Source organism: Paenibacillus sp. EKM206P (assembly GCF_011066155.1).
GTDB lineage: Bacteria > Bacillota > Bacilli > Paenibacillales > Paenibacillaceae > Paenibacillus > Paenibacillus polymyxa_D.
In genome coordinates this window covers 301,535-323,070 of sequence record NZ_JAAMNQ010000002.1, presented here as the reverse complement: position 1 = coordinate 323,070, position 21,536 = coordinate 301,535, and the positions used below count along the sequence as shown (strand labels likewise).

Sequence of the window (21,536 nt, the reverse complement as noted above, 5' to 3'; positions counted from 1 at the left end):
TTCAGGCTCTCCTTTATTTAGGAAGACCCTTACCCGGGTAACACAAAAAGAGCCGCAGGAGCAACCCCGCGACTCTTCGGAAGATACAGCAATCCGTTCGAGTTAAGGTAGGCGTCTTCTCGCGATGTTTACAACCATATGATTAAAATTGGACAGACTTCTCCCGTTGTATGGAAAAGCATGAACAATGCCAGCCATAGCAATCGGCAGCTGGCTAATACGGTTGTTCAGCATCTCGTGATTCACCTACCTCACCTCCTTCTTCATAATTGTGTGTAGTATAACATGTTTGCTCGTATTATAAAAGAGGGCGATGGTTCAGCGAACTATGAAACAGAGTGGTGCCCTCTGACAGCCTGCGATGTCCCGGCTCTGGTAATGGAAAATACGCCGCAGACAAAAGCAACAATCACAAATGCCCCACCCACCCAAGCGTTCGTGGCAACAGATTCACTATTCTCAATTACTACGCCTCCCAAGGCAGAACCCAGAGCGATCCCGACCTGGAGTGCGGAGAAATTAAAGCTTTGCTGAATACTACCCGAATCGTGCGCATTTTCAATAAGATAGCTTTGCATCGGGGGCGACAAGGCCCAACTCAGTATGCCCCAGATGATCAATAGTGGCGCAAATACATAAACCGAGTGGATTGAGAGTGGCAGCAGGAACATCACGGCGATAAACACGCCTACGACGACTAGAATACTTTTCGCTGTGCCGAACCGATCTGCCAAAGAACCGCCAATAAAACCACCGCTCACTGCCGCCAGCCCAAAGACAAAATAGGCCACACTAACCCACGAAGCATTTAAACCCATCATATTTTCTAAAAACGGAGTGAAATACGCATATAGCGTGTAGTGGCCCGCCAGTGTCAGCGTGGTCACCAGATGAGCACTGATGACTTTAACATTTTTTAAGGATTTCAATTGATCACGCATAGGCACAACATGTTCCGTCGGAATCCGTTCCATAAACAAGTTGATAACGATCATAGCAACGACCGTCAACAAGGCAATAATCAGGAAAAGCACCCGCCAGCCAAACGCATTTCCAATCAGCACCCCGGCTGGAATACCAAGCACGATGGAGGAGCTAACCCCCATGGAGATGACACCGAGGACACGGGCCTGATAAGCCTTGGACACCACTTTGACTGCAATGGTCAGTGACAATGTCACGATCAGCGACCCGCTTGCAGCGGTAATGATACGGGATACAAACAGGACTGCATAATTCGGACTCCAGAAGGCCAGCAGACTTCCCAGAATAAAGATAAACATCGACCACAGGTACAGTCGTTTTCGTTCGATTTTGGCGGTCAACGCCAACAAAGTTGGCCCAGCAATAGCGTACACGAGCGCATAGATCATGATAAGCTGTCCTGCCGTACTTACGGAGACATTCAAATCCTGTGCAATTTGGGGCAGCACGCCACCGATAATCAGCTCCACCAACCCCACCGTAAAGGTCGCAATCGTTAAAATAACTACTTTGAAGTTCATTACATTAGCTCCTTTGCTGTCATGTAAATTCCCTCGTATTACGCAAAAAAATCCTGACCACAAGAAATGTACAAGACGTACACTTTTTGTAATCAGGATTTATCGGTTCCTGGTAGAGACCCTCAAACCATATTATTGAGGTTATACAAATGGGGCATTCATTTATTACGCATTCACGAAGGTTATAGTTATTACTATAAAGGAGCCTGTGGCTAAGTTCAACCCCCTACAGCCGCAAAAATTCACTCATGGCACGATCCGACAGATAAGGTAGATACTCATGACCGTATTCGTGATACAGGAGTATTTCCTTGTCTGATACGATTTTATTGTACACCGCAAACTGCGTGGAGGGTGGACAAATGATATCCGACAGCCCCGTCACAAACAACACACGACCACGAATACGATCTGCCAAATGTTGAATGTCGATGTAGCCTAATCGGTAAAACAGCTCCTCCTCGCGCAGATGGTTCGGATCAAACCAACGAAAATAATAAACCAGTTCTTCATATGCAGATGTAGTAGCATCCAGCGCCCAGGCTCTTTTATAGTCCGACAGGAACGGATATACCGGGACCGCCACACGGACACGCGGCTCCAATGCAGCGCAGGCAACCGTTAGTGCCCCGCCTTGGGAGCAGCCAAATGCACCGATCCGTTCAGGGTCGACCTGCTCCATAGACATTAGAATGCGCACCGCCTGTACCGTATCCAAAAATACATTGCGGTAATACAACCGATCCGGGTCCGGGTCGTCAATCCCTCGAATGATATGGCCGCGCACCGTCGTTCCTTGAACCTGCAAATTGTCCTCGGACAGCCCTCCTTGCCCCCGGCAATCCATAGCCAGCACGGTGAATCCGTGTGCCGCGTAGCTTACCTTGTCGAACCAATCACCACTGTCGCAGGAATATCCATGAAACATGGCCAAAGCTGGACCTTGTTCCGTAAGATGCTTGGGACGAGCCAGCTTCCCATGAATCTTTGCTCCGCCCACTCCGGTAAAATATAGATGGTAACACTCCACCAGCGGAGAGACAAAATCAGCAGGCTCCAGTGTATATTTCAGTGGCTGCTGCTCCAGCTCCAGTAGCGCCCGTTCCCAGTATGCATCAAAATCAGGAGGCTTTGGGCTGCTCCCCATGTACGACTGCAATTGCTGTAAAAACATATCCTCCGGCATTCACGTTCCCTCCTACATGCTACATCCGGCCCGACTCACGGTCGTCTCCGACCACTTCATCCGTTGCGATGACATACCTCATAATGTCGGACACTGTCGTGTATGCGATACCTACATACGTATCAGCGGCTCCATAATAAATTGCGATTCTTCCAGTGTCCGCATCATGCAGCGTAGCACACGGGAACACCACATTCGGCACAAAGCCCCGCTCCTCGTACCATTCCTCCGGGGTCAGCACGAAGTTGGAGGAACGATATTTAACCTTAGATGGATCATCCAGATCAAGAACGGCAACCCCCATGCTGTATACCAGCCCATTGCACGTGCCTGTCACCCCGTGGTAGAACATCAGCCAGCCCTCGGTCGTCTCAATCGGTGCCGGTCCGCCGCCAATTTTTACCGATTGCCACCAGCCCTGTCCGCCCTTACTCATGACATGACGGTGCTTGCCCCAGTAGACCAAGTCAGGACTTTCACTCAGAAAAATGTCGCCAAACGGTGTATGTCCACTGTCACTCGGACGGGATAGCAACATAAAGTTTCCGTTTAGCTTACGGGGCAACAGCACACCATTACGATTAAACGGCAAGAATGGATTTTCCAATCGTACAAAACTTTTAAAATCCTTCGTTTGGGCTATCCCCAACGCTGCACCGTAAAAATCTGTACACCAGATGATATAATACGTATCCTCCACGCGGACCAGACGCGGATCGTAAGCATAATTAGGCTGGTAATCATGCCCCTCCTCATCAACCAAATGCAACCGTTCTGTCTCAATGTCCCAAGCCAACCCGTCGTCACTCCAGCCTAGATGCAAATGCGGACGTCCGTTAATTGTTTCAGCCCGGAATACCCCTACAAACCGTCCTTCATACGGAGCTACTGCACTGTTGAAAATACGGGCAATGCCCGGCACCGGATTCCGCCCAATGACCGGATTCTCAGTATGTCTCCATACCGGAGCCTCACTGCCCTCAGGCTTATCCTGCCACGGCATTTTCGGCAGACTGTCTCCCACGATTCGCACGCTATTTACTCCCAAATCCACATTCAATTTATTCATACGTTTATTCCCCTCTCTACGAGATACTTGATTTCACCATTTTTTTGTTCAGCGTTATTCTATTTCACCGAACCCTGAGCGAATCCATTATAGATATATTTTTGTAAGGATAAAAATGCAATCAGCGTCGGAATTATGGCAATGATAATGCCCGCGCTAATGACTTCCCATTGTGATCCATAGGGTCCTTTAAACTTGAACAGCGCCGTCGATATGACCTGAAGGCTTGTTTTGGGCATATACAGGAACGGGGTGTAAAAGTCGTTGTAAATATTAACGCCCTTGATAATGATCACCGTCACAATGGCAGGCTTCAGCAGGGGCAAGATAATCCGCCAGTAGATCGTCAGATAGGAGGCCCCATCCAGCATGGCCGATTCATCCAGCGCCACCGCAATGGAATCCAGAAATTGTAGAAAAATATACACCGCAATAATATCCGTTCCCAAATACAGCAAGATCGCCGCCCAAGGCGTGTTAAACAGCTCCAACTTGTTGATAATTTGAAATGTCGATACCTGTGTCGTTACCCCCGGAATGAGGGTTGCGAGCAGGAACGCACCCAGCATAAGACTTTTGCCCTTAAATTTAAAGCGGTTCAAAATGTACGCGATCATGGAACCCGTCAACGTGGCTCCGATGATCGAAATCAACAGGATAAAAGCTGTGTTCACAAATCCGGTCAGCATATTTCCGTTAATAAAGGCTTTGGTATAGTTAGCCCAATTCAGCCAGTTCACGGGGGGAGTCAGAGGACTGGTTGCCGCATATTCAGTCTTCGTCTTCAAAGATGCAAACAAAATTACGACAATCGGCAGCAGTGCAATGAACGCACCTAGTAGTAGCGCCGCATACTTGATGCTGCTAGCCAGTATTCTTTTCAGCTTATACATGATTAGTCCTCCTCTCCCCGAATTAGCAACCGTTGAAGCAGCGTAACAGCGATTACGATCAGCAGCAGAACAACCGCCATCGCCGAGGCCAAACCGACCTTGCTGTATTTGAATGCCACATCAAGCGTCTGAATGACGAATGTTTCGCTACCATTGGAGCCACCGGTCATAATATACGGAATATCGAATGCACTGACCGCACCGCTAATGGCCAAGATGAGGTTCAACTGCAAAATCCGCTTGATGCTCGGCAAAATAATTGAGCGGAACTGATGCCAGCGGTTGGCCCCATCGATATCGGCTGCTTCATACAGATCACTGGATATGGAAGAAATCGCACCTAGAAATACAATAAAGTTAAAGCCCATGTATCTCCAGATCGACGTGCCCGCTAGCGAAATATTGATAATCTCCGGGTTGCCCAGCCACAGCTTGACATACGAACCCAGCCCCACTGCCTGAAGCAGTGTATCGAGCGTGCCGTCTGGCTTAAAAAAGAATAGAAAAATAAAACCAATGGCCACCCCGTTCATCAGGGAAGGAAAAAACAAAACGCCTTTAAAGAAATTTTTAAACCAGGTCTGAAAGCTGAGAATGCTTGCAAAATAAAGGGCCAGACCCATCTGTACAAACGTGGCTACAAAGTAATACAGACTGACCTTAAACACCGAGAAATACTCGGGATCGGTAAAGATTTTGATATAGTTTTCAAAACCCACATATTCCAGACGCTTACTATAGCCGTTCCAGTCCGAAAAGCTGTACTTAAACATATTGATCACTGGCAAGTACGCAAAAGTGATCAGCAGCGCTAGCGGAATAAATGAAAAGGCAACAATAATCGCCAATCTTTGTTTGGAGTAGCTGAGATTCGAAAATTTTAACATGCTGCACCTCCTGGCTATCCGTCCATCGACTGCTACGTCGATCCTTTCTTTTCGTCAGTTCAGATGGCTATTTTGCTTCCTTAGCAGCCACTTCAGCACGCGCCTTCACCCATGCATCGTTCAGATCTTTCATAATGGCGTCATACGATTCCGGGCGGTTACCCACCGCTGCCTCAATAATGCGTTTCTTGAAATCAGGCTGCCACAAACCAATTTCGCCCATTTTGTCGATTTTATCAACAATTCCTTCCTGTCCTTTTGGAGATGGAGTAAGTGTTTCAAAAACGACCCCCTGATCTTCGTATTGCTTCAAAATGCTAGGCATTGGAGCACCCTTCAGCGGACTAATGCTGCCTGCCTGCTCTACAGCATAGTTGGACTTTTCGGTAAACCAATCCACCCAGGCACGGGCCGCTGGTTTATTTTCACTGTTTACGTTAATACCGAGGTTAAAATCACCAGCTAGCGGTACAAGTACCTTGGAGGCATTCGTCGGGAATGGCATAAAACCGATATCATCCTTGTTAGGAGCTGTGCTTTTGATCTGGTCAATTGCCCAAGAGCCAAGCACCATCGTACCGATTTTGCCTTGAGCAAGATCTGCCTTGGAGGTCTCCCAATCCGTAGTCGTTGGATCTTTTTCAATCAGGCCTTTTTTAGCTGCATCGTATAGGACCTTATACAGTTCATAGTGAGGCTGGCCCTTTGTGAAATTGTCATCTGTATTCGGTTGTGTGACATTCACGTATTCCTTTGTACCCGCCAATGTTGCCAGACTAGACTCCCACTGGGTCAGTGCCCAACCAGAGGCATAGTTCGTAAACAGCGGCACTGCCTTGGTTTTGTCCTTAATCTGCTGTAACGCTGTCAGGAATTGGTCCGGTGTTTTGGGAAGCTGCGTGATTCCTGCGTCCTTGAACACCTTTTTGTTATAAATCACACCAGAGTAAACCATCGCAATCGGAATACCGTAGCTGTTATGATCCACCGTACGTTCTTCAATGCCGGTATACTTGTTTTTCATCTCCTCATAAGTACCCAGTGGTTCGAAAAAATTGGGCAGCTCTTCAACTGGAATACTGCCAGGGATCAGCAAAACATCCCCGTAATCCCTGGTCCCCATCCGAATTTTAATTTGACCATCATAATCGGCCAATGCCTGGAAATTGACCTTCACGTTCGGATAAAGCTTGTTAAATTCCTTAGCGTAGTCCTGAAATACCGTATCCACAATATCTGTCCGCTGTGTGATAACCGTAATTTCACCTTCCACGGCCTTTGGATCAGAGCTGGCAGCTGGCTCATCCTTCTTTGAGGTACAGCCAGTAAACAGCCCCGCTAACAAAACCACAGATAGTAATGACATCAAAACCTTGGACAACTTCATGAGACGATTCCTCCTGTTGTTTTCGAATAAGGTTATCGTTAAAGTAACAAAATCATTTTATTATGTTAGCGCTTACTATGTCAATTGCAATATTCTTTTTTTGTGAAGTGGAATCGGTCACACCTTATGAAAAAACACCAATTTAGCATGGTTGACAGTTTACAAACAGCTAGATATGATAATTCTGTAAAGTTAACGATAACCTAATATTTTTCCCGAAGGAGGCTTTGTCTCTTGGCAACACTACTGGACGAAATTAGACAGGAATGGAAGGAACACATACTCCCATTCTGGCTTGGACTGAAGGATGAGACACACGGTGGGTTTTACGGCGAGGTGGATGTGGATCTGCACACTCATAACCAAGCCGACAAAGGCGGGATTGCCACTGCACGGTTACTCTGGTCCTTCTCGGCGGCTGCTCGTGTAACAGGGGAAGATACCTATGCAGAAGCCGCACGAGATGCATTCACATTCCTGCGAGATCACCTGCTTGATCCATTACATGGAGGAATGTATTGGATGGTGGACTACACCGGGCAACCCGTGGACACGTGCAAGCATGTATACGCGCAGGCATTCGCGATCTATGCGCTAGCAGAGTATGCACGTGCCACAGACGACCCGAATGCATTGCCACTAGCTATGGAGCTGTTCCACCTGCTGGAGCAAAAAGGATATGATCCCGCCCGGCAGGCATACGGCGAGCAATATGACCGCTTGTGGAACACGCAGCCTAATGAGCTGCTCAGCGAAAATGGAGTTACCGCGCATATCACCATGAATACGCATATTCATGTTTTGGAAGCGTATACCCAATTGCTGCGCGTCTGGCCAAATGAAGAGGTTCGAGATGCACTGACGAACGTACTGGATATTTTATATCGTCGCGTTTACGATGCTTCTGCCCGACGATTGGGGGTATTCTTCGATCGTGAATGGCGCTCTCTGCTTGACCTGACCTCATATGGTCACGACATCGAAGCCAGCTGGTTGATTGAGGACGCTATGAATGTGCTGGGTTATTACCCGTCAGAATACCTGGACATGGTGATGGATATTGCCAATGCGGTAGCAGAGCGTGCTGTTCAGCCAGACGGATCGCTCATCAACGAGCGAGAAGGAGAGCGGGTAGACACCTCACGTATTTGGTGGGTGCAGGCCGAGGGGATGGTTGGTTTTTACAATGCGTTTCAACGTACAAATGACGAACGATTTTTGCAAATTGTGCGTAATCTGTGGGCCTATACTCGGCAATATATCATAGATCCGCGGCCCGGAGGCGAATGGTTCTGGTCAGTTCAAGCGGATGGTAAGCCTGATGCGAGAGAGATTGCTGGACCCTGGAAGTGCCCTTATCACAACAGCCGATTTTGCATAGAAATGCTAGAAAGGATGGAAAACCAATGATTCATAGCAAATACGATGAGCTGCTATTGCAGCAAGAGGAACTGATTACACGCCCTAATGAGGTTAAAACTACCTTTTACAATGGTATCTACGAGCGCTACCTCTATCCAGTGCTCACACGCCATCATGTTCCACTTCACTGGCGGTTCGATCTGGATGCGCAAACTAATCCCTTTTTCATGGAGCGGCTGGGTGTAAATGCGGCATTGAATCCAGGGGCGATCTATCATGAAGGAAAATACATTCTTGTTTCGCGTACCGAAGGACTGGATCGAAAATCATTTTTCGCTTTGGCAGAGAGCGATAACGGCATTGATCAATTTCGATTCATTGACGCCCCCCTAGTATGGGAGGATATCGACCCAGAAGAAACAAATATGTACGATATGCGGCTGGTGAAGCATGAGGACGGCTGGATTTACGGTATTTATTGCTCTGAAAAAAAGGATCCTGACGCGCCACCTCACGATACCTCCAGTGCTGTCGCTCAGGCCGGACTGGTCCGTACTCGTGATCTTCGTACATGGACCCGGCTTCCCAACATTACTACCCAGTCCCCACAGCAGCGCAACGTTGTTCTGCACCCTGAATTTGTGGACGGTCAATACGCCTTCTATACTCGTCCTCAGGACGGGTTTATTTCCACCGGCTCGGGCGGTGGCATTGCCTTCGGCCTGTGCAAAGATATTACACAGCCCGTGATTGAACACGAAACCGTCATTGATGAGCGCCGTTATCATACGGTGTACGAAGCCAAGAACGGGCAGGGTCCCGCCCCGATTAAGACCAGCCGCGGCTGGATTCATATCGCTCACGGGGTACGCAATACGGCCGCCGGGCTGCGGTATGTGCTGTATACCTTTGCCACCAGTCTGGAAGACCCTACGCGCGTCATTGCTAAGCCCGGCGGGCACTTTCTAGCTCCTTATGATGAGGAACGCGTGGGCGACGTTTCGAATGTTATTTTTTGCAACGGTGCAGTCGTTAACGAACAAGATGAAGTTTTTATCTACTACGCTTCCAGTGACACCCGTATCCACGTAGCGACGACCACCATCGCTCGACTGGAGGACTACACCTTCAATACACCATCCGACCCGCTGCGCTCTCTCAGCAGCGCCGCTGTTCGCCGTGATCTGATTCATTACAATGAAGCGCTATTGAAAGCGCACTCTCGTCCTTCTCAGCAGACATAAGCCGCAGGCTTTATCCTGCTTGCGGAACCATGTATACTATCCATAGAACAACTGTTACCCGCAGGCTAATTGTTGTTCTATGGGCAGCTACGCTGCCAGTCTTTGTATCTTTACAGGCAGCTAAGCTACTAATATATTCCCCCAGCATTTTGCATCCATTCTTTGGATTTAGGCAAGATGCTTATCTTTTTAAAATTGGAAGGCGGAACAGGAATGAAGAGCAACGTAACGATGCGGGATATTGCAGATAAGCTGGGAGTAAGCAGCGTGACCGTGTCGAAGGCGCTCAATGACAAGGATGGGGTTAGCGAGGAGCTAAAAGAGCGTATTAAGACGCTCGCGGGCGAAATGGGTTATCGTTTCAATACCGTTGCCAAGTCCATGAAGGAGGGCCTCACCTATAACATTGGTGTTGTCATTCCCGAACGTTTTACCGGCCCTGGCCAATCGTTTTATCTGCACATCTACCAGCAAATTTCACGGGCACTGGAGCCATACGGCTACTACGGCATCCTTCACATCCTCCATCGCGAAGACGAGGAACAGCTTAATCTGCCACGTATCTATTACGACCGTAAGGTGGACGGCTTCATTCTCCTGGGCCAAGTGAGCAAGCCATATATTGAGCTTGTACAAACCATGGAACTGCCCAAAATGTTTCTCGATTTTTATGATGAGCATGCCGATATCGACTCCGTGGTGACGGATAATTTTTACGGGGCCTACGAGCTGACCAACTATTTGATCGCCCAGGGACACCGGGATATTGCATATGTGGGCAACCTCTATTCCACCAGTAGTATTCAGGATCGTTTCCTCGGCTACTATAAATCCTTGCTGGAGCACAGGTTGCCTCTCCGTAACGAGTGGGTGCTCAGTGACCGGGACGACGAAGGCTCTTATGTTGAAATGGAGCTTCCTCAGCCGCTGCCGACTGCCTTTGTATGTAATTGCGATCAGGTCGCTCACAATCTGGTGCACAAGCTCATTGCTCTGGGATACCGCGTACCTGAAGACTGCTCTGTGGTCGGCTTTGACAATGATGTATACGCCACTCTTATTGTTCCGCAACTGACCACAGTCGGAGTAGACATCGAGCAGATGGCACGTACCGCAATTGATTCGATGATGAAAAAAATAAGCCATCCCGGCAGTCGCTTTGGTCGGGTCCTGGTGCAGGGTCATATTGTATATCGTGACTCCGTGCAGCCCATCGAGAGGCCATGATCATCAAATATTCCACAACCAAAAGCCGCTCAGCATGTCGCTGGAGCGGCTTTTGACGTTCATAAGTATTGCAGTGTGATCATCGTACTCACTTTCCATTGTGGATCTTGCAGAATCCTGGATTAGGAGCGCTGGGCGACAAAGGAATTGCCCGCCCGATTGAGAATCGGCAACATCCGCATTTCCTGCCCCATCGAGGCTTGGCAAAATGGACAAGCTGGCTCGTTCAAAAAGGTGAAATCCGTTCGCATCCAGCCATTGCAACCCTCATTTGTACACGACCAAATAGCCGTATTTTCCTCTGGAATGATTTCCGGGGCCTGGCGTCTGTACATCTATATCCCCCCTCGGTTTTTTATAGGGTAATATCCCCTGTCGGCTTACTGTTAATTCCAACCTGTGCGGGTATTAATATGCTCCAAGCTCCAAAAAATATGCGCAATTTACCAAAATGTTTATTTACGGATAGCCTTGGTCCAGAAGCCGCCATGAAATTGCTTCGGCTCTACCGTAATGACAAAAGCCTTAGGATCCAGCTCCAGAATGGACTGATACAGCCTATTCTGGTTTTTCCGTTTAGCCAAAATTTCCATCACCAGGCGCTCTCCATCACGCCCACTGCCCAGCCAGGCTGTAACGCCGTATCCTTTGTCCCGCAGCGCATTGGCAATTCCTCCATTAATCTCATTGCTGATCACCTTAACAGTGACATAACCAAGCGCTATTTTTTCCTCAATCCATGCTCCAATCAGAATACCCAATGCATAGCCAATGGCGTATACCGCAAGACTTGCCACTTGATCCAGATACTTAAGCACAACATTCAAGCCCAATACATAGACCGTAACTTCTACGGTGCTAATGAGCGCAGCAATGTACTTCTGTCCTTTCAGCGTCAGAATCATGCGCAGTGTATACGCCGATACGTAAATAATTTGAATAACGAGAATAAATAATAAAATTTTGAGCATGCGCTCACTCCCCACTTCACGTTCTGATTTAACCCGTATCCAACATTATACCCCCGTCTGTGATATACAGCCTCTGGTTTCGTATTACCCTTGCTCGGGTAATGACTAACTACAGCATGCTGAATGAAAGTTCGATCACATAAGGAGGGCTTCAACATGAAGGATAACGGAATTAGCGATAAAATCAAAGGTAATGTGAACAAAGCCAAAGGTGAAATCAAGGACCAAATCGGAAACGCTACCGATAATAAATCCCTTCAAGCCGAAGGTAAACTGGATAAGGCCAAAGGCCATCTTCAGGAAACAGCAGGCAAACTGAAGGACGGCAAATAATCCTGAATGGATAACTTCGGCGCACTGTTTTACCTACAAGTCTCGCTGTCTTGTGCAGCGGGCTTGTTTTGTGTTGTTCGGATACTTTTGGAAAAACTTTTGCGCAAACAGGGCAACTTTTATGGTTGCTGTTGCGTCTAACCAATATAAGCACAACCTATAATGACTCTCCAAGCTGTTGGATTTTGTAGGCATTAATGTTACTCTAGTCTATGAACCAGGCTATAATTCTTAAATAAAGGGGTAGACCAACGAATGAAATCACTGAAATCTATCAAAAAACCTGTCATCATCACTGCCGTATCCGCCTTGGCCATATCCGGGGCTCTTTTCAGCCAATCCACATATGCCGCACAAGTGACTAAGCCGATCCAAGCAGTATATAACAATATCAAAATTATCTACAACGGAACCGAGGTTCCTACTGATGCCAAAACAGAACCGTTCCTGCTGGATGGCGTAACGTATATCCCACTGAAGCTGGCAGGTACAGCTTTGGATAAAAAAGTAACATGGGATGGAACAAACAAACGCGTAGTCATTGCTGACAACGGCGTTCCTATTGATCAGTCTACAGTTACGGCGCTGAACAACCAGATTACGACGCTGACTCAAGAGCTCAACACAGCGAAAGCAGCAAACACGACGAAAGACGCTACCATTGCTCAATTGCAAAAAGACAACCAGACGCTAAAAGATGAAGCAAGCAAAAATAGCTCTAGCTCCTTGAAGGATCTTCAAAAGAAGCTGAACGATGATCACAGGGACGACTATAAAACCAACTCGGATATCACGCTGGATGGTAACAAAAAGGATATTACGGTGACCATCGAAATGACAAAATCCAGATGGACTGACCTATCCGACAGCAGAAAAGAGGACTACCTGGAGGACATCGTGGATGATATTTTGAAAGAGTATAAAGATGCCGAGGTAGAGGGTACGGTTAAGAACTCCAGTAATAGAGATAAATTGGCAACCTTTACAACCAATAGCAGAGGCAATGTTACTCTGAGGGATGTAGCTTCATCCTTCGACGCAAACACGATCCAACGTGATTTGTTCAACAGATATAGCAGCTACGCCGGAGTTGGCTTTGATTTCAGTGTAAGAGGCGACAGCAGTAAAGCTGACGTGGATGTGTTTGTAGGTTTGGATGACTGGAATAAACTCTCAGGTTTGCAAAGAAGTAACCTGACAGATGGCATCATTAGTTTCCTTAAAGACAGAGAGTCCATTGACAGAATCAATGGAACTATACGCAACAAGGACAACCGCAACCTAATTACTAACTTTTAATTATAAAAAAAGCGACAAAGGCCCTTAAGCCTTTGTCGCTTTTTTGTGATGTACAAGCAACATACATTCCACTACTCAATCAATCTGCCTACAGAAGTAATATATTTTATATAGTCTTTATCCGCATCGATTGTATCGATATTTCTCGTATAAACCAAATGACCAGGACTGGTTATTTGGACTTTGTAAAACATACTGGGTTTAGAATAAGGATATACGCTATGGCCCCCTTTGCTGTACACAATCATGGGATTAAAGTCGATTTGCTTGAAGTCGGGTGATAAGCTGCTCTCGTACGTAGCATAAATATCCAATACGCCTTTTTTTCGATCCCAATCAAAGGAAGTAAGATTAAACGCGTTCGCATCAATGACTTGAGCCAAGTCTTGTCCCTTAAACCTCATAAGAACGGGACTCTCTGTAAAGCTATCATGTTTTAGCTTCAATAAGCCACGTTGGGGATCCCACTCCATCTTCGCATCTGTATCCTTCAACAAAATGGATACCGGCAAAAACATCGCGTTGCTTTTCATGATGGGGACTGTATCCATTGTCATAGGTTCGCCGTTAACCGATATTTCGGGTGATCCGATCGTAGCCGTTACATTACGCCCCAACAGATCAACAGCAGCCGTCTTGTTCGCTGCATTATAACTTACTTTGCCGCCCAGTATATCCTCAGCCGCTTGGAGCGGTATAAGCAGTCTCCCCTTCTTATCCACAAAAGGTGATGCAGGATAGGTATATAAAACGTAATGATCATTGACCTTCAGGTGTATGGGCGTTTGTCCTTGAGCTTGAGCAGATACCAAATTCATGTTGGTAGCACCAAAACTTAATACAATCATAAAGCAGATTAATAACCTGATTTTCATAATGCCCTCCTCGTATTGTTCGTTACTAGTGTACTGCCACAGAAATATCAGATCAACCATAATTTTCAACATATATCCAAAAATACACATGACATTTTACATATACTGGTTTATAATGGATTAAACTGCAAAACAAAAAGAGAGTACAGAATTGCACTCTCTTTGGATAAAGCATATAAAAGTAAGAAATATTAATAGGCCAATGCAAAAAGTCCTTTGATATGGGACAAGTAACGGATGTTACTGCCTTCCTTCATCAAAGTGGCTACAGCGCCTTTCAGTTGGGTGCCATTCGCGCCTACAGTACCGATCGCGTCTGTTCTACCCAAGCTGCCCAGTGTACCGGAGAATACTGGTGTAAAGCTTTCCATTTTCGCTCCGTTGAAATAAGCGAAGATGTTGTAACCAACTAATTCGCCCATTTGCCAAGCCAACTGTGCAGTTGGAGGGTATGGACGCTCGCCTTCAGCCGGGAACACCACTGCGCTGTCGCCAGCGAGGAAGATGTCTTCGTGAGAAGTCGATTGCAGTGCACTATTCACAGTTGCGCGACCACGGTTTACTTCGATACCAGATGCGCCAACCAGTGCATTACCTTGTACGCCGCCTGTCCAGATCAGTGTGTTCGTTTTGATCGAACGTCCGTCTTTCAGGAGAACTTCGTCAGCTTTCATTTCTGTAATCGGAACACCCGCTACGATTTGAACGCCACGTTTTTCAAGGCTTGTTACTGCACGATCAACCAGTGGTTGAGGGAAGCCTGCCAAAATAGATGGTCCAGCTTCTACGCAATACAAGTTGATATCTTCGTAGTTAATACCTTTTTCGCGACAAATTGCAGGCAATTTGTCAGCATATTCGCCCACCAGCTCAACGCCTGTCAGACCGCCACCACCGATAACGATTGTAGCATCTGCTTGGTTACCGGATTGCTTGTAAGCATCCAGACGAGCTTCCACATGTGCGCGAATGCGATTGGCTTCTGCCACGGATTTCAGCGTGAAGCTATGCTCTTGCAGTCCTGGAATACCGAAGTAAGCCGTTTCACTGCCGAGGGAAATAACGAGAGCGTCATAGCTCAATGTAGCACCACTTGCCAGGGTTACTTTTTTATCGTCCGGTTTGATTTCCGAAACCGTATCCACTTTTAGGATAATATCTTTGTTACGCAGCAGTTTTTCCAAAGGAAGCGCCACAGCTTTTTCGGCAATTGTACCTGCCGCTAAACGGTGCAGTTCCGTAATAATTTGGTGTGACGCAAAGCGGTTAACCACTGTAATGGTTGCTTGACTAGCGTCCATATGCTGGCGTGCTGTAAGAGCGGCCAGCAATCCGCCGTATCCGCCGCCCAAGATCAAAATTTGCTTCGACATGTCCATCCTCCGTTCTCGATCAGGTAATTATTTGCTTTCGCGTTGGCGCTCATTCAGAATATCCAGGAAAACCTGGCTGAAACGCAGCGTTTTTTGTACATTCGGATCTTTAAGCATTTTGAGCAGGCCGAACAGACCTACACTGCCGTCCGTAGTTTGTACGCGGTCATTTGCTTCAATCGCAGCAGAAGCCAATCCTTTAGCCGATTCTGTTACAGGCTTCACAAACTCTCCCATGGAGTTTTTCATATCTCCGATAAAGACAGGGTCAGTTGCCAGACTGCGAGCTACATCATAAGCGTCGGTCATCAAAGTAACCATCTCAGTCAACTTTGGCAGATTCTCTACCAGTACGGTCAGCGATTGCTGAACCTCCGGTTTCATCAATTGGTCCAGTACATCCCGAGACTCTTTGGTAGCTTCTTGTGTTACTGCCACCTCTTGTTGGTTTTCAGACATGCGTGAACGTCCTCCTTTACTGTGAAAATAGAAGTCCATCCTCTCTCGTAACCTGTATCCATAAACTCTAGCAATAAAACGTTCATTGAATTCACGCCCTTAAACATGCAAGAAGCACAGCTTAAACCGGCCTATACCCTAAAGGGCAAGACTGATTTATCGCAGATGCCAATTGTATATTGCTCAGACGTTATTCTGTTGTTACTGCTGCGGAATATCCCACGAAGCGTTCCTTCGTGACTACAACAGGCCGAAACGGAACCCTATACCTCTATATTACACCTTTCACAACACAATCGTCGAAGAAATTTTAAATTTGCACAAATTTCTGCAAATTTTTTATTGTTATTTTAGATAAAAATTAGAATAAGCTCGATTTTTGTCCAAGTTTCCCTTGAAAAAGGGTCGTTTTAGGCTAGAGGAGGGTAATAGAGAGCGTACGTTTCAGTTCGATAATATGAAAATAACTCAAAATATATTCATACGGATGCCCGATCATCACCACTAGTGGGGCGGGCGGACAAGCTGCATTGGCAGAATCGCCCTACCTACGTAGGGTGTCTTCAGAAGCATCAGGAATATCAGGTGCTTTGAAATCATCAGAAGACGGCTGTGGCACACCAGACTCAATGAACTCCTCTACATCGCGGGCAGCCTTAACTTGATTGCATTCATTGCAAGCACATACACAATTGACTGGCGTCGTGTGGCCCCCTTTTGCCCGAGGCAGTAAATGATCAATCGTGTCACCGTAGCCTCCGCAAAAGAAACAAGTATAGCGGTCACGCTTAAGCACATATTGGCGAAATTCCTTGTTGCTATACAGTCTGCGCACGGTGTAAGGATTAACAATCACCGCCATACGCTCTCTGACCAGGGTCATGGCCAGATCAAGCTCAATCTCTTGATGCCAGCGTCTCCCCTGATCGGTTTTACCTCTTAGCCGAATCATGCCATTACGATTGAGCCGCAACGCCCGAGTATCCGCAGGCTTCAGCCTGCTAAGCAGATGCCGAACCCGTTGCCGATGGCGCTCACGCGCTTTATCCGTGACCGGCTTCCTGCGGGGGCGCTGTGCCTCCATAGGTAGTGACGCCTCCAGGCTGTGCACAGCCGTATTTGCTTCAAGGCTATGCTGCGTCACGGGAGCAGCCGAGAGGTTCGCTTCCTCGCCGGAAGGAGCGGGCGTGGCCGCACGTTCCTGCGGGGCTAACCCCCGGCAGGAACGGCAAGGACCACGCCGGGAATAAGGACCCGCCCGGCGACCCGTTCTGCGCTGAAAGTCCGTTAGAGGCTTCATCTTCTGACAATATGTACATTTTTTTATCAACGGTTTGCTCGCTTCATCCTTGTTCTGCTGCGGTTCTGTCACGTCCACCCCTCCTTTCTTCTATTGCCTGCGCTCCACGGTTTGCCCAAAACCCGAACTATTGTTAAGTTAGATTCATTTTACCGTTTTCACGTTCCCTTTTCTAGCTATTGAGCCATTATGAACACTCAGGTATAACAAATTTTAATGATTTAGCATACGTTATACAGCGATCCTTGTTCTTCATTCAGCATCATATTGACCGTCTGACGTTTAGCCCCCCTCACTTGGTGGGTAACTTGTTATATATAAAGGAGGGACGCACATGAAAAGGAACCATACGATGATGCAATTTTTCGAGTGGAATGTCGAAGCTGACGGTTCTCACTGGAAGAAGCTTGCCCGCCTGGCACCGGAACTGAAGGCCAAAGGAATTGACGCGATATGGATTCCACCTGTCACCAAAGGCCAGTCGCCCGAGGATACGGGATACGGCGTCTATGACCTTTACGATCTGGGCGAATTTGACCAAAAAGGCGCGGTGCGCACCAAATACGGAACCAGGGAAGACCTGCTGGAAGCTGTTGCTGCCTGCGTTCGTCACGGTGTGGCCGTCTATGTCGATCTGGTCATGAACCATAAAGCTGGCGCGGATGAAACCGAAGTATTCAAGGTCGTCGAGGTCAACCCGGATAACCGCAATGAGGTCATTTCCGAGCCCTTTGATATCGAAGGCTGGACTAAATTTACATTCCCCGGCCGACAAGGGAAGTATTCCACATTTCAATGGAACTTTGAACATTTTAACGGAACCGATTACGATGCGAGCCAGGACCGGACAGGAATCTATCGTATTTTAGGTAAAAATAAAAGCTGGAGCGAAAATGTAGATGATGAATTCGGCAATTATGATTATTTAATGTTCGCCAATATTGACTATAATCATCAGGATGTGCGCAAAGAGATGATCCGCTGGGGCAAATGGCTGGTGGACACTCTGCAATGCAACGGATTCCGTCTGGATGCAATCAAGCATATTAATCATGAATTTGTACGAGAGTTTGCTACAGAAATGATTAAAAAACGCGGGCAGGATTTTTATATGGTAGGCGAGTTTTGGAAACCGGATCTGGAATCATGTCAAAAGTTCCTGGATACCATTGATTATAAAATCGACCTGTTTGACGTATCCCTCCACTACAAACTACATAGCGCTTCCTTGGGTGGCAAGGATTTCGATCTAAGCACCATTTTCGAGGATACGCTGGTTCATACCCATCCCCTGAACTCGGTTACTTTTGTCGATAATCATGATTCCCAGCCGCACGAAGCGCTCGAATCCTGGGTGGAGGACTGGTTTAAGCCCAGCGCCTATGCACTTATCTTGCTGCGCAAGGACGGTTATCCCTGCGTGTTCTACGGCGATTACTACGGTATTCAGGGGCAAACGCCCGTGAAAGGCAAGCAAGCTGAGCTAGACCCGCTACTATATGCCCGGTACCATAAAGCTTATGGTGAGCAAAAAGATTATTTCGATGATCCCCATACGATTGGATGGGTTCGTCAAGGCGTGCCTGAGCTGGAAGGCTCCGGATGTGCTGTGGTGATCACCAACGCAAATGACGGGGAAAAGCGCATGTTCGTAGGTAAACAACGTGCAGGGGAAGAATGGATAGATTTGACCGGGCATCACGATCATATCGTAAAGATCGGGCAGGATGGCTACGGCATATTTCCCGTTCGTGCCGGCAGTGTGTCGGTGTGGGCACTTCCCGCAGAGGAAGACAGCCAGGAATCAGAAGAAGAAGCAAACGCTTAATCTATACCCAACACAAAGAGGACAGGATGCGAGGAAGCGCCCTGTCCTCTTTGTGTATGAAAACTCACTCCGTTACCTTGCTTTGGTTGGCCACAGCCTGCTTCTTAGCCTCTACATGACTCGGATCACCGAGATAAAAGCGCCGGATGGGATCTATATGCTCATCCAGCTCATACACCAGCGGAATACCTGTCGGAATATTCAAATCCAGCAATGCGGTTTCGTCCAGATTCTCCATATACTTGATTAAAGCCCGCAAAGTGTTACCATGTGCAGAAATGATAACTCGATCCTTTTTGAGAATCAAAGGTACAATCCGCTGCTTCCAAAACTCGCCGACCCGATGCACTGTGTCCTCCAGACTTTCCCCAAGCGGCAGCTCTTCTGGCTTAATATTGCGATAACGCTCTTCCCGATGCGGACTCCGCTCGTCTTTCTCATCCAGCATGGGGGGCCGCACTGTCAGGCTACGCCGCCAGATATGAACCTGCTCCTCGCCGTATTCAACGGCAGAATCCAGCTTGCTAAGCCCCTGAAGAGCACCGTAATGGCGTTCATTCAGCTTCCATGACTTCTGCACAGGTATCCACAGATGATCCAGTTCATCCAAGATGTGATACAACGTGCGGATAGATCGTTTTAGCACAGAGGCAAATGCCAAATCAAACGTATAACCAGCCTCCTTGAGAATACGTCCCGCCTCAATGGCCTCATGAGTCCCTTGTTCAGTCAGGTCCACGTCCGTCCAGCCCGTAAACAGGTTTTGTCGGTTATACACGCTTTCTCCATGCCTAACCAGCACTACTTGATACATGTACTCACTCCTCTCCTGTCTGTCTTAATGTTTTACCCAACTTCTATGTATTTAACGTAAAATGCAATTTTTAAACCGTCTATTTAAAATACAAAAAAGGACGGCATTCAGCCATCCCTTTCTTCTCACCCTGCACTTAGTCCCTCTTACTGAACTTGGCCAACAGGTCCAAAATCCGTACATACAGCCATACTAGAGTCACCAGCAATGCAAAAGCACCATACCACTCCATGTATTTGGGTGCGCCTTGATCTGCTTGCTCTTCAATGAAATTAAAATCCACCAGCAGATTTAAAGCCGCAATGATCACGATAAATAAACTGATGCCGATGCCCAGCCAACCTGTTTCATGGATATACGGAACATTCATACCGAAAAAGTTCAACATAAAATCAACCAGCGTCACCAGAAAAATTGCCATTGTACATAGGACAACGAATGAGATAAAGCCGCGTGTCACCTTGATGATTCGCTGTGTGTACATAAAGAGCATCAAGAACAAGATACCCACAGTCAGCAAAATGGCATTGGCCACAATCCCAGGGTACTCATACTCCATAAAAGCTGAAACGCCACCCAAAGCAAAACCACTCAGAATCGCATATACAGGGGAGAGTATCGGAGCCGATTTTGGAAAAAAGGATATCGCAAGTGCTACGCCTGCCATACCAATAAATCCTGCCGTAAGCAAAGATAGCACCTCTACAGTTCCTTCATAGGTCATGTACCAGGTAATACTGCCAGAGACGATGAGTAGAACCAGCAGAAGCAACGTTTTGTTCACCGTTCCTCCAATGGTCATGCGTTGTTCACTAGCTTCTCTTTCATCTTCGCGCAAAAAGATGTCATCACGTAAAACCGGATTGCTAAAGCTCATACAGGGTACTCCTTTTCGATGTTGTTGTTTGCTATGCTATATGTATATATCGGCACAATATGAAAAAAGTTTCAGAAAATTTCAAACAAAAAAAGCTCTAACCTTGCCTTTCGGCAAAGCTAGAGTTAGAGAGTCAGGTCGTTACAAGTTAGAAATCAGATGTAGCAATTTGGATTGTACCTGTTACTGCTCCAACTGGAGTCGCCTGAAGAGCAGCTACCAGCAGCAAAGCAACTTCTAACGTTAGACTGTTGCCCGCCGGGATAACATAAGTGATCACAGGAGCATTGACACGGGTAACCACAAGATCAACCGGATTGGCACCCGTATTATTCACGGTAATTGTAGCATTATTACCGCCTCTCAGGTTTTCAAAAAAGGACTTACCCACACCAGCAGCAAGATTGTAGAATTGCGAAGGTAAAAGAATCGCCATAGTTTTCACCTCCCTTGCTTTTGATAGTGTATTCTATGCTTCCAATCTATGAACGTAACGTTAAGTGACTCAGTAATAAGACACAATTTAAAAGACTCATAGATTAACGTACCCTATATATGTAAAAAAGAGTTGCCCTCTCAGATCCTTTACAGAATCTGCGGACAACTCCTTTTTTAAATAATGGAAGGCTCAAACGTTATAAAAAGTG

22 protein-coding genes and 1 riboswitch are annotated in these 21,536 nt (G+C 47.0%); of the genes, 6 read left to right on the top strand and 16 right to left on the bottom strand.

Annotated features, from left to right (window positions below):
* Positions 1-102 precede the first annotated feature (102 nt).
* The 7 genes from G9G53_RS05165 to G9G53_RS05135 all read right to left on the bottom strand — a co-directional run bounded on the left by G9G53_RS05165 (position 103) and on the right by G9G53_RS05135 (position 6,927).
* Positions 103-246, bottom strand: a complete 144-nt coding sequence (locus tag G9G53_RS05165; protein WP_165145821.1) for an RAxF-45 family protein — start codon at positions 244-246, stop codon at positions 103-105.
* Positions 247-326: 80 nt separating this feature from the next.
* The gene (locus G9G53_RS05160) at positions 327-1,505 is read right to left on the bottom strand and encodes an MFS transporter (protein WP_165145818.1); all 1,179 of its coding nucleotides are present in this window, start codon (positions 1,503-1,505) and stop codon (positions 327-329) included.
* A 69-nt stretch (positions 1,506-1,574) separates the two neighbouring features.
* A riboswitch (purine riboswitch) is annotated at positions 1,575-1,674 on the bottom strand.
* A gap of 57 nt (positions 1,675-1,731) precedes the next feature.
* Positions 1,732-2,691 (bottom strand): alpha/beta fold hydrolase, encoded by a 960-nt coding sequence (locus G9G53_RS05155; protein ID WP_165145815.1) that lies wholly within the window; start codon positions 2,689-2,691, stop codon positions 1,732-1,734.
* Positions 2,692-2,710: 19 nt separating this feature from the next.
* A complete protein-coding gene (locus G9G53_RS05150) occupies positions 2,711-3,760 on the bottom strand; it encodes a glycoside hydrolase family 130 protein (protein WP_165145812.1) in 1,050 nt (349 codons plus the stop codon).
* Between the two features lie 59 nt (positions 3,761-3,819).
* Positions 3,820-4,653 carry a carbohydrate ABC transporter permease gene (locus tag G9G53_RS05145; RefSeq protein ID WP_023990883.1) on the bottom strand — a complete coding sequence of 278 codons (834 nt, stop codon included), beginning with the start codon at positions 4,651-4,653 and terminating at the stop codon, positions 3,820-3,822.
* A 2-nt stretch (positions 4,654-4,655) separates the two neighbouring features.
* A complete protein-coding gene (locus tag G9G53_RS05140; RefSeq protein ID WP_039271802.1) occupies positions 4,656-5,540 on the bottom strand; it encodes a carbohydrate ABC transporter permease in 885 nt (294 codons plus the stop codon).
* A 67-nt stretch (positions 5,541-5,607) separates the two neighbouring features.
* Complete coding sequence (locus tag G9G53_RS05135) at positions 5,608-6,927, bottom strand: ABC transporter substrate-binding protein (RefSeq protein ID WP_029518689.1); 1,320 nt, start codon at positions 6,925-6,927, stop codon at positions 5,608-5,610.
* Positions 6,928-7,161: 234 nt separating this feature from the next.
* Between G9G53_RS05135 and G9G53_RS05130 the strand changes: the two genes are divergently transcribed.
* The 3 genes from G9G53_RS05130 to G9G53_RS05120 all read left to right on the top strand — a co-directional run bounded on the left by G9G53_RS05130 (position 7,162) and on the right by G9G53_RS05120 (position 10,760).
* Positions 7,162-8,337: an AGE family epimerase/isomerase gene (locus G9G53_RS05130; protein WP_165145809.1), complete on the top strand. Its 1,176-nt coding sequence runs from the start codon at positions 7,162-7,164 to the stop codon at positions 8,335-8,337.
* Complete coding sequence (locus tag G9G53_RS05125) at positions 8,334-9,533, top strand: glycoside hydrolase family 130 protein (protein ID WP_165145806.1); 1,200 nt, start codon at positions 8,334-8,336, stop codon at positions 9,531-9,533. The genes G9G53_RS05130 and G9G53_RS05125 overlap by 4 nt, the downstream gene beginning before the upstream one ends.
* Before the next feature lie 213 nt (positions 9,534-9,746).
* Positions 9,747-10,760 (top strand): substrate-binding domain-containing protein, encoded by a 1,014-nt coding sequence (locus G9G53_RS05120; protein ID WP_029518692.1) that lies wholly within the window; start codon positions 9,747-9,749, stop codon positions 10,758-10,760.
* A 122-nt stretch (positions 10,761-10,882) separates the two neighbouring features.
* On the opposite strand, the gene G9G53_RS05115 is transcribed toward G9G53_RS05120, so the two are convergent.
* Positions 10,883-11,095 (bottom strand): cold-shock protein, encoded by a 213-nt coding sequence (locus G9G53_RS05115; RefSeq protein ID WP_025721956.1) that lies wholly within the window; start codon positions 11,093-11,095, stop codon positions 10,883-10,885.
* Positions 11,096-11,215: 120 nt separating this feature from the next.
* Positions 11,216-11,731: a DUF2179 domain-containing protein gene (locus G9G53_RS05110; protein WP_013312523.1), complete on the bottom strand. Its 516-nt coding sequence runs from the start codon at positions 11,729-11,731 to the stop codon at positions 11,216-11,218.
* A gap of 156 nt (positions 11,732-11,887) precedes the next feature.
* Here G9G53_RS05110 and G9G53_RS05105 point away from each other — a divergent pair, with 156 nt between their 5' ends.
* Together G9G53_RS05105 and G9G53_RS05100 are read left to right on the top strand one after the other, a co-directional pair.
* A complete protein-coding gene (locus tag G9G53_RS05105; protein WP_068939077.1) occupies positions 11,888-12,064 on the top strand; it encodes a CsbD family protein in 177 nt (58 codons plus the stop codon).
* Between the two features lie 255 nt (positions 12,065-12,319).
* The gene (locus tag G9G53_RS05100; protein WP_039271810.1) at positions 12,320-13,363 is read left to right on the top strand and encodes a stalk domain-containing protein; all 1,044 of its coding nucleotides are present in this window, start codon (positions 12,320-12,322) and stop codon (positions 13,361-13,363) included.
* Between the two features lie 71 nt (positions 13,364-13,434).
* Here the strand turns inward: G9G53_RS05100 and G9G53_RS05095 are convergent, their stop codons facing one another.
* From G9G53_RS05095 to G9G53_RS05080, 4 genes are all read right to left on the bottom strand, one after another.
* Positions 13,435-14,238, bottom strand: a complete 804-nt coding sequence (locus tag G9G53_RS05095; protein ID WP_165145803.1) for a copper amine oxidase N-terminal domain-containing protein — start codon at positions 14,236-14,238, stop codon at positions 13,435-13,437.
* Between the two features lie 191 nt (positions 14,239-14,429).
* Positions 14,430-15,611 (bottom strand): NAD(P)/FAD-dependent oxidoreductase, encoded by a 1,182-nt coding sequence (locus tag G9G53_RS05090; RefSeq protein WP_013312527.1) that lies wholly within the window; start codon positions 15,609-15,611, stop codon positions 14,430-14,432.
* A 27-nt stretch (positions 15,612-15,638) separates the two neighbouring features.
* Positions 15,639-16,070 carry a DUF1641 domain-containing protein gene (locus G9G53_RS05085; RefSeq protein WP_165145800.1) on the bottom strand — a complete coding sequence of 144 codons (432 nt, stop codon included), beginning with the start codon at positions 16,068-16,070 and terminating at the stop codon, positions 15,639-15,641.
* Between the two features lie 544 nt (positions 16,071-16,614).
* Positions 16,615-17,442: an HNH endonuclease gene (locus tag G9G53_RS05080; RefSeq protein ID WP_165145797.1), complete on the bottom strand. Its 828-nt coding sequence runs from the start codon at positions 17,440-17,442 to the stop codon at positions 16,615-16,617.
* A 262-nt stretch (positions 17,443-17,704) separates the two neighbouring features.
* On the opposite strand from G9G53_RS05080, the gene G9G53_RS05075 reads away from it, so the two are divergent.
* Positions 17,705-19,198, top strand: a complete 1,494-nt coding sequence (locus G9G53_RS05075) for an alpha-amylase (protein WP_039271815.1) — start codon at positions 17,705-17,707, stop codon at positions 19,196-19,198.
* Positions 19,199-19,262: 64 nt separating this feature from the next.
* Here G9G53_RS05075 and gpmA read toward each other — a convergent pair whose 3' ends face one another.
* The 3 genes from gpmA to G9G53_RS05060 all read right to left on the bottom strand — a co-directional run bounded on the left by gpmA (position 19,263) and on the right by G9G53_RS05060 (position 21,325).
* Positions 19,263-20,012, bottom strand: a complete 750-nt coding sequence (gpmA, locus tag G9G53_RS05070; protein WP_029518698.1) for a 2,3-diphosphoglycerate-dependent phosphoglycerate mutase — start codon at positions 20,010-20,012, stop codon at positions 19,263-19,265.
* 136 nt (positions 20,013-20,148) lie between these two features.
* Complete coding sequence (locus tag G9G53_RS05065) at positions 20,149-20,889, bottom strand: Bax inhibitor-1/YccA family protein (RefSeq protein WP_013312532.1); 741 nt, start codon at positions 20,887-20,889, stop codon at positions 20,149-20,151.
* Positions 20,890-21,037: 148 nt separating this feature from the next.
* Positions 21,038-21,325, bottom strand: a complete 288-nt coding sequence (locus G9G53_RS05060) for a hypothetical protein (RefSeq protein ID WP_029518700.1) — start codon at positions 21,323-21,325, stop codon at positions 21,038-21,040.
* Positions 21,326-21,536 lie beyond the last annotated feature (211 nt).